The organism is Dietzia sp. UBA5065 (assembly GCA_002415925.1).
GTDB lineage: Bacteria > Actinomycetota > Actinomycetes > Mycobacteriales > Mycobacteriaceae > Dietzia.
Genome location: DIAZ01000143.1, coordinates 1 through 5,780, shown reverse-complemented (window position 1 = coordinate 5,780; position 5,780 = coordinate 1). Strand labels below are relative to the sequence as shown.

7 protein-coding genes are annotated in these 5,780 nt (G+C 69.2%); 1 reads left to right on the top strand and 6 read right to left on the bottom strand.

The window, feature by feature from the left end:
• Nucleotides 1-156: 156 nt before the first annotated feature.
• The 4 genes from B4M60_RS11665 to ectA all read right to left on the bottom strand — a co-directional run bounded on the left by B4M60_RS11665 (nt 157) and on the right by ectA (nt 3,463).
• The gene (locus B4M60_RS11665; protein WP_291084001.1) at nt 157-960 is read right to left on the bottom strand and encodes a PIG-L family deacetylase; all 804 of its coding nucleotides are present in this window, start codon (nt 958-960) and stop codon (nt 157-159) included.
• 179 nt (nt 961-1,139) lie between these two features.
• Complete coding sequence (locus tag B4M60_RS11660) at nt 1,140-1,562, bottom strand: ectoine synthase (RefSeq protein WP_291083998.1); 423 nt, start codon at nt 1,560-1,562, stop codon at nt 1,140-1,142.
• A 31-nt stretch (nt 1,563-1,593) separates the two neighbouring features.
• Complete coding sequence (gene ectB, locus B4M60_RS11655; protein WP_291083997.1) at nt 1,594-2,889, bottom strand: diaminobutyrate--2-oxoglutarate transaminase; 1,296 nt, start codon at nt 2,887-2,889, stop codon at nt 1,594-1,596.
• A 61-nt stretch (nt 2,890-2,950) separates the two neighbouring features.
• Nucleotides 2,951-3,463 (bottom strand): diaminobutyrate acetyltransferase, encoded by a 513-nt coding sequence (gene ectA / locus B4M60_RS11650; protein ID WP_414646796.1) that lies wholly within the window; start codon nt 3,461-3,463, stop codon nt 2,951-2,953.
• Nucleotides 3,464-3,642: 179 nt separating this feature from the next.
• On the opposite strand from ectA, the gene B4M60_RS11645 reads away from it, so the two are divergent.
• Nucleotides 3,643-4,071 (top strand): pyridoxamine 5'-phosphate oxidase family protein, encoded by a 429-nt coding sequence (locus tag B4M60_RS11645; RefSeq protein ID WP_291083993.1) that lies wholly within the window; start codon nt 3,643-3,645, stop codon nt 4,069-4,071.
• On the opposite strand, the gene B4M60_RS11640 is transcribed toward B4M60_RS11645, so the two are convergent.
• Nucleotides 4,056-4,526, bottom strand: a complete 471-nt coding sequence (locus tag B4M60_RS11640) for a low molecular weight phosphatase family protein (RefSeq protein ID WP_414646795.1) — start codon at nt 4,524-4,526, stop codon at nt 4,056-4,058. The two genes, B4M60_RS11645 and B4M60_RS11640, sit on opposite strands and share 16 nt — an antisense overlap.
• Nucleotides 4,523-5,689, bottom strand: coding sequence for an ACR3 family arsenite efflux transporter (arsB, locus tag B4M60_RS11635; RefSeq protein WP_291083991.1), 1,167 nt, complete (start codon nt 5,687-5,689; stop codon nt 4,523-4,525). Before arsB ends, B4M60_RS11640 begins: the two co-directional genes overlap by 4 nt.
• Between the last annotated feature and the right edge of the window lie 91 nt (nt 5,690-5,780).

Below are 5,780 nucleotides of genomic sequence, written 5' to 3'. Positions count from 1 at the left end.
CCCTCCGGCTTGCGCTGCCCCTGTGCCCGGATTCGCGGGGCTCACGCTGCGGGTTCGGTCCTGTCCGCCAGCACACCCGGGCGGGGCGGCGGGGCGGCGGGGCGGCAGGTCGGGCGGCGCGGCGGGCCTGCAGGGCGGGCAGGACGGCGGGCCGGATCAGCCGAACGGCCACCCGTGGCGCATCGGCCCGTCCCCTCCCGGTTCGATGAGGTACTCCGTGCCGAACGCCACCGCGTAGATGTCCGGGGGGAAGGCCAACATCATGCCGATGTCGCTGGTCTGGCTGGCATGGCAGGCCATCGCGCGGCGCTTGAGCTCGACCACATCCGGGGGAAGGTCAATCGCCCACGTGATCTCGGATTCCGCGACCCCGATCGGCAGGCCGTCGTCCCCGGTGAGGATCGCCTGGCGAATCCGATCCAGGTCCAGGTCCATCCCGCCGGCCGCGAGCGACCGCAGGAACTCCGCGGCCTCGGGGCTGTCGAGCATCTCCAGCTGAGCATCCCGGTTGGTCGTGGCCTCCACCAGCCGAGGTCGCCGGGCCGCCGTCTCCACGGCGCGCCGGGCTATCCGGTGCACCGCTATGTGGTCGGGGTGGCCGTTCGGCTGATCCGGCCCGCCGTCCTGCCCGCCCTGCAGGCCCGCCGCCTCGTCGACGTCCGCCCGATGCAGGCACAGCGGGTCGTCGTTCTGGTCCCACCCGGTCATGCCGGAGTCGCGGTAGCCCAGCCAGTCGATCCGGGCCACGCCCAGCACCGCCGCCGCCGCGCGGGCCTCCTCGCGGCGGTGCTCGACCAGGTCACCCTCGGGCCCCAGATCGTCGGGGCGCTCGCCGTGGTCGCCGTCGGTCGCGAAGACCGTGACGACCCGGTGACCGCCCCGCGCGGCGAGCGCCATCATCCCGGCGGTCTGGGAGGTCTCGTCGTCTGGGTGTGCGTGGAGAAACACGATCGTGGACACCCGGTCAGTCTGCCTTCCCGGCCGGTCCCCCGCCGACCCGGGCGGGGTGCGCTGCGAGAATGGTCCGATCCCGCAGCGTGAGCCCAGGAAAAGCGGTCAGAGGGGCAGCGCAAGCCGGGGGGAGCGGCAGCGCAAGCCGGGGGGAGGGGCAGGTTCAGGCCACCAGGGGGGCGCCGCCGCTACTTCTCGCGGATGACCGTGCCGTCGTCCTGCAGGCGCAGGAGCGGGTAGATGCCGTCCTCGTCGTGGTTCTCGTCACCCACGACCGGCGGGTTGAAGACGCAGAGCATCTGCATCTCCTCCTCTACGACCACCTGGTGCTTCTCGTGGCCGTCGAGCAGGTACATCGAGCCCGCCGCGAGCGGGTACTCCTCGCCGTTGGTGAGGTCGCGCAGCGTGCCCTTGCCGCGGGTGAGCCAGACGGCCTCGACGTGGTTGGCGTAGTGGAAGTCGTTGACCGTGCCGGCGGCGATGGTGGTCTCGTGGAACGAGAAGCCGACGCGGTCACCCGCCAGGACGATGCGCTTGGACTCCCAGTTGCCGTTGTTGCCCCTGACGTGGCGGTCGGTGTCGGTGATCTCGGCGGTGGTGCGAACGATCATGGATGCTCCTTCTGCAGGTATCGGGCGCGCGTCAGGCGTACTGCTTGGCCATGACGTGGTCCACGGCCTCGTAGCAGATCTCGATGCCGCGGTCGCGCTCGTCGTCGGACAGCGTGAGCGGGGCCAGGAACTTGACCACCTCGTCGCTCGGGCCGGCGGTCTCCACCAGCATCTTGTTGTCGAAGCAGCGGGCCATGACCTCTCCGGCCAGCTCCGGCTTCTCGAGGAAGGCGATGCCGAACGCCATGCCGCGGCCGCGCAGCTCGAGCTTGTCCTGGTACTTGTAGACCAGCGGCGAGAAGCGCTCGCGCAGGATTCGGCCGTTCTCCAGGGTGCGGTTCTGCAGCGTGTCGTCGGACCAGTACTTGCGCAGCGCCACCTCGGCGGTGACGAACGCCATGTTGTTCCCGCGGAACGTGCCGTTGTGCTCGCCCGGGGTCCATTCGTCCAGGTCGCGACGGAACAGCGTCAGCGCCAACGGCAGGCCGTAGCCGCCGATCGACTTGGAGAGCGTGACGATGTCGGGCTTGATGCCGGCGAACTCGAACGAGAAGAACTCGCCGGTGCGGCCGCAGCCCATCTGCACGTCGTCCACGATGAGCAGGATGTCGTGGCGGACGCACAGGTCGTTGAGCGCCCGGAGCCACTCGGCGCGGGCGGCGTTGATGCCGCCCTCGCCCTGGACGCACTCGACGATCACGGCCGCCGGGCGGTTCATGCCCGAGCCGGAGTCGACCAGCACGCGCTCCATCCACTGGAAGTCCTCGGTGACGCCGCCGAAGTAGTTGTCGTACGGCATCGGCGTGGCGTGGACCAGCGGGATGCCGGCGCCGGCGCGCTTCATCGAGTTGCCCGTCACCGACAGTGAGCCGAGGGTCATGCCGTGGAACGAGTTGGTGAAGTTGATGATCGCCTCGCGGCCGGTGACCTTGCGGGCCAGCTTGAGCGCCGATTCGACCGCGTTGGTACCCGTCGGCCCGGGGAACATCACCTTGTAGTCCAGCCCCCGTGGCTCGAGGACGTTCGAGGAGAACGTCTCCAGGAACGCCCGCTTGGCCACGGTGTACTTGTCCAACGAGTGGGTGACGCCGTCGCGCTGGATGTACTCGAGCAGCGCGGCCTTCATGTCGTCGTCGTTGTGTCCGTAGTTCAGCGCGCCGGCACCGCCGAAGAAGTCGAGGTACTCGTCGCCGTCGACGGTGGTGAGCGTGGTGCCCTTGGCGGTGTCGAACACCACCGGCCAGTTCCGCGAGTAGCTCCGGACCTCCGACTCGCGATCGGCGAAGATCGAGGTGTCCAGGTTGGCGGCTTGTGTGGATTCGGTCATCTCTTGAGATCACTCCATTGGATCGGGCGCGGCGCTCGACGCGCGGCGGGTCGCGGGCCCTTCAGGAAATCGTGTACAGGTGTTCCGGCTCGTGTCCTTCTCCGAGCAACTCGGATCCGAGGTAGTCCTCGCTCGACAGCGCCATGCCTCGGTCTCGGGCCACGGCGCCGAAGGTGCGCTGCGACGCCTCGTTGTCGGGGCTGATGGTGGTCCGCAGCCGGACCACGCCGCGCGCGGCGAGACGGTCCATCAGGCTGTGCAGCAACCGGGCGGCGAGTCCCTTGCCGCGCTGGTCTGCGTCGACGCCCACCTGCCACACGAAGATCGTGTCCGGCTCGGAGGGGCGGAGGAAGCCGGTGACAAAGCCGACGACCCGGTCCCCGACCTCCACCACCACGGAACTCTCCGAGAACTCCGCCCCCCACAGCACGTAGGCGTAGGGGGAGTTGAGATCGAGGACGCCGCTGTCGCGGGCGATCTCCCACATGCGGGTGCCATCAGCCGCCGTGGGCCGGCGGAAAACCGCGTCGGACGAATCAGGGGTACGGGGTGTTTCTCGTTCTCCTGGGGTCATAGTCAGATTCCACCGTAGAGAGAACGGACCGTTGATGCATCCGCCTTCGACGATCCCGCGCTCGATCCCCGACGAGTCCGCAGGTGGCTCCGCCCGAGTGAGGTGCATCACCCGGCGCGGTCGGGGGGCTGACGCCGCCATCCCTCCCGGGGGCGGCCGGCAAGTGGCAGAATCCGTGTATGGACGCCAACCCGATCACCGAATTCGACGAGTCCCGCTCCCTGGAATTGCTCGCCACCGAGTCCCTCGGCCGTCTCGTCACCGTCACCGGGGGGCGGGCCGACATCTTCCCCGTGAACTACGCCGTGTCCCCCGAGGGCAAGCTGTACTTCCGCACCGCGGAGGGGACCAAACTGGCGGGGATCACCGTCCACCCGGACGTCGTGTTCCAGGTCGATCACATCCGGGGCGGCGACGCCTGGTCGATCGTCATCCGGGGGCAGGCCCGCCGCCTCGACGGCTTCGAGGAGATCAACCAGGCCGAGGAACTGAACCTCAAGCCGTGGATCCCGACCCTCAAGTACAACTTCGTCGAGATCACCCCGGAGCGGATCTCCGGCCGGGGCTTCACCTTCGGCGAGGAGCCCGAGCGCTACACGGGGTACTGAGCGCGACCGCCCGGCTCCGCCGACAGCCGGGCCCACAGTTCGCGCACGCGGGCCGCGATGTCGTCGCGGATGAGTGCCATCCGCTCGGGCCCCTCGATCCCCTGCTCACTCGGCTCGACGGTCTCCCACACCTCGATGGGTGCGCGCATCCCGTCCACGGGCTCGAGCCGGGCCGCCGTACCGAGGACGACGACGACGTCGGCCCGCCGCATCACGTCGTCGTCGACCGGAGTGGCCACGCCACCGGCCATGTCGACCCCGATCTCGGCCAGCGACGCCACCGACTCGGAGTTCGGCCCCTTCCCCAGCGCCGGCTGCGTGCCGGCGGAATGGACTTCCACGGCCCCGTCTCCCGCCACGGCCCGGAGCAGCGCATCCGCCATCTGGGACTTCCCGCGATTGGACTTGCACACGAACAGGACGGTCGCGCGGGGCGCCTCGGGGTCCGGCATCATCGGTGCTCGGCTCCTGCCGCGCGGGCCGCGGCGGACGTGTCCTGGTGGATCGCGCCGGGGACCGTGGGGTCACCCCTGAAGAGTCGCTTTCCCGCCCACAGGCTGACGTAGACGAGGGCGATGAGCACCGGGACCTCGATGAGCGGCCCGACGACCCCGGCGAGGGCCTGTCCGGACGCGACGCCCCAGGTGCCGATGCTCACCGCGATGGCCAGCTCGAAGTTGTTGCCCGCGGCGGTGAACGCGACCGCGGTGGACTTGGCGTAGTTCAGACCGCTCGCCCGCGCGGCGAGCAGGCTCCCGCCGAACATGATGACGAAGTAGGCCAGCAGGGGAAGCGCGATCCGGGCCACATCGAGGGGGCGCTCGATGATCGCGTCGCCCTGGAACGCGAAGAGCACGACGATCGTGAACAGCAGTCCGTAGAGGGCCCACGGCCCGATCTTCGGCAGGAACGTCTCCTCGTACCACTCGCGCCCCTTGGCCTTCTCGCCGAAGTGCCGGGTGAGGAACCCCGCCAGCAGGGGGATGCCGAGGAACACCAGGACGCTCAGCGCGATCGCCCACACGGAGAAGTCAGCGCTCGTGGTCTCCAACCCCAGCCACCCCGGCAGGACCTGGAGGTAGAACCATCCGAGGCCGGCGAAGGCGATCACCTGGAAGACCGAGTTGATCGCGACGAGCACCGCCGCGGCCTCGCGGTCCCCGCAGGCGAGGTCGTTCCAGATGAAGACCATGGCGATGCAGCGGGCGAGCCCCACCACGACGAGGCCGGTCCGGTATTCGGGCAGGTCGGGAAGCATGAGCCAGGCCAGCGTGAACATCAGGGCCGGCCCGATGATCCAGTTGAGGAGCAGCGACAGCGCGAGGAGCCTGCGATCGCTCGTGACGCGGTGGGTCTCGTCGTAGCGGACCTTGGCCAGGACCGGGTACATCATGACCAGCAGGCCGAAGGCGATCGGCAGGGAGACGTCGGCCACCTTCACGGTGTCGAGGGCGTCGGCGATGCCGGGGACGAAGCGACCCAGCAGGAGCCCCGTCGCCATGGCGACGAGAATCCACACGGCGAGGTAGCGGTCGAGGAAGGACATCTGGGCGGCCACGGGCGCGCCGGGATCGGTGGTGGCGCCGGGACCGGCGGGGGCCGAGGCCTGTGTACTCATGGGCACAACCCTATTGATTGCATCGACAATCGTCAATATGTTCTGCATCGGCCCGGCTGCGCTTCTCAGAAGCTGTCTCTTATACACATCT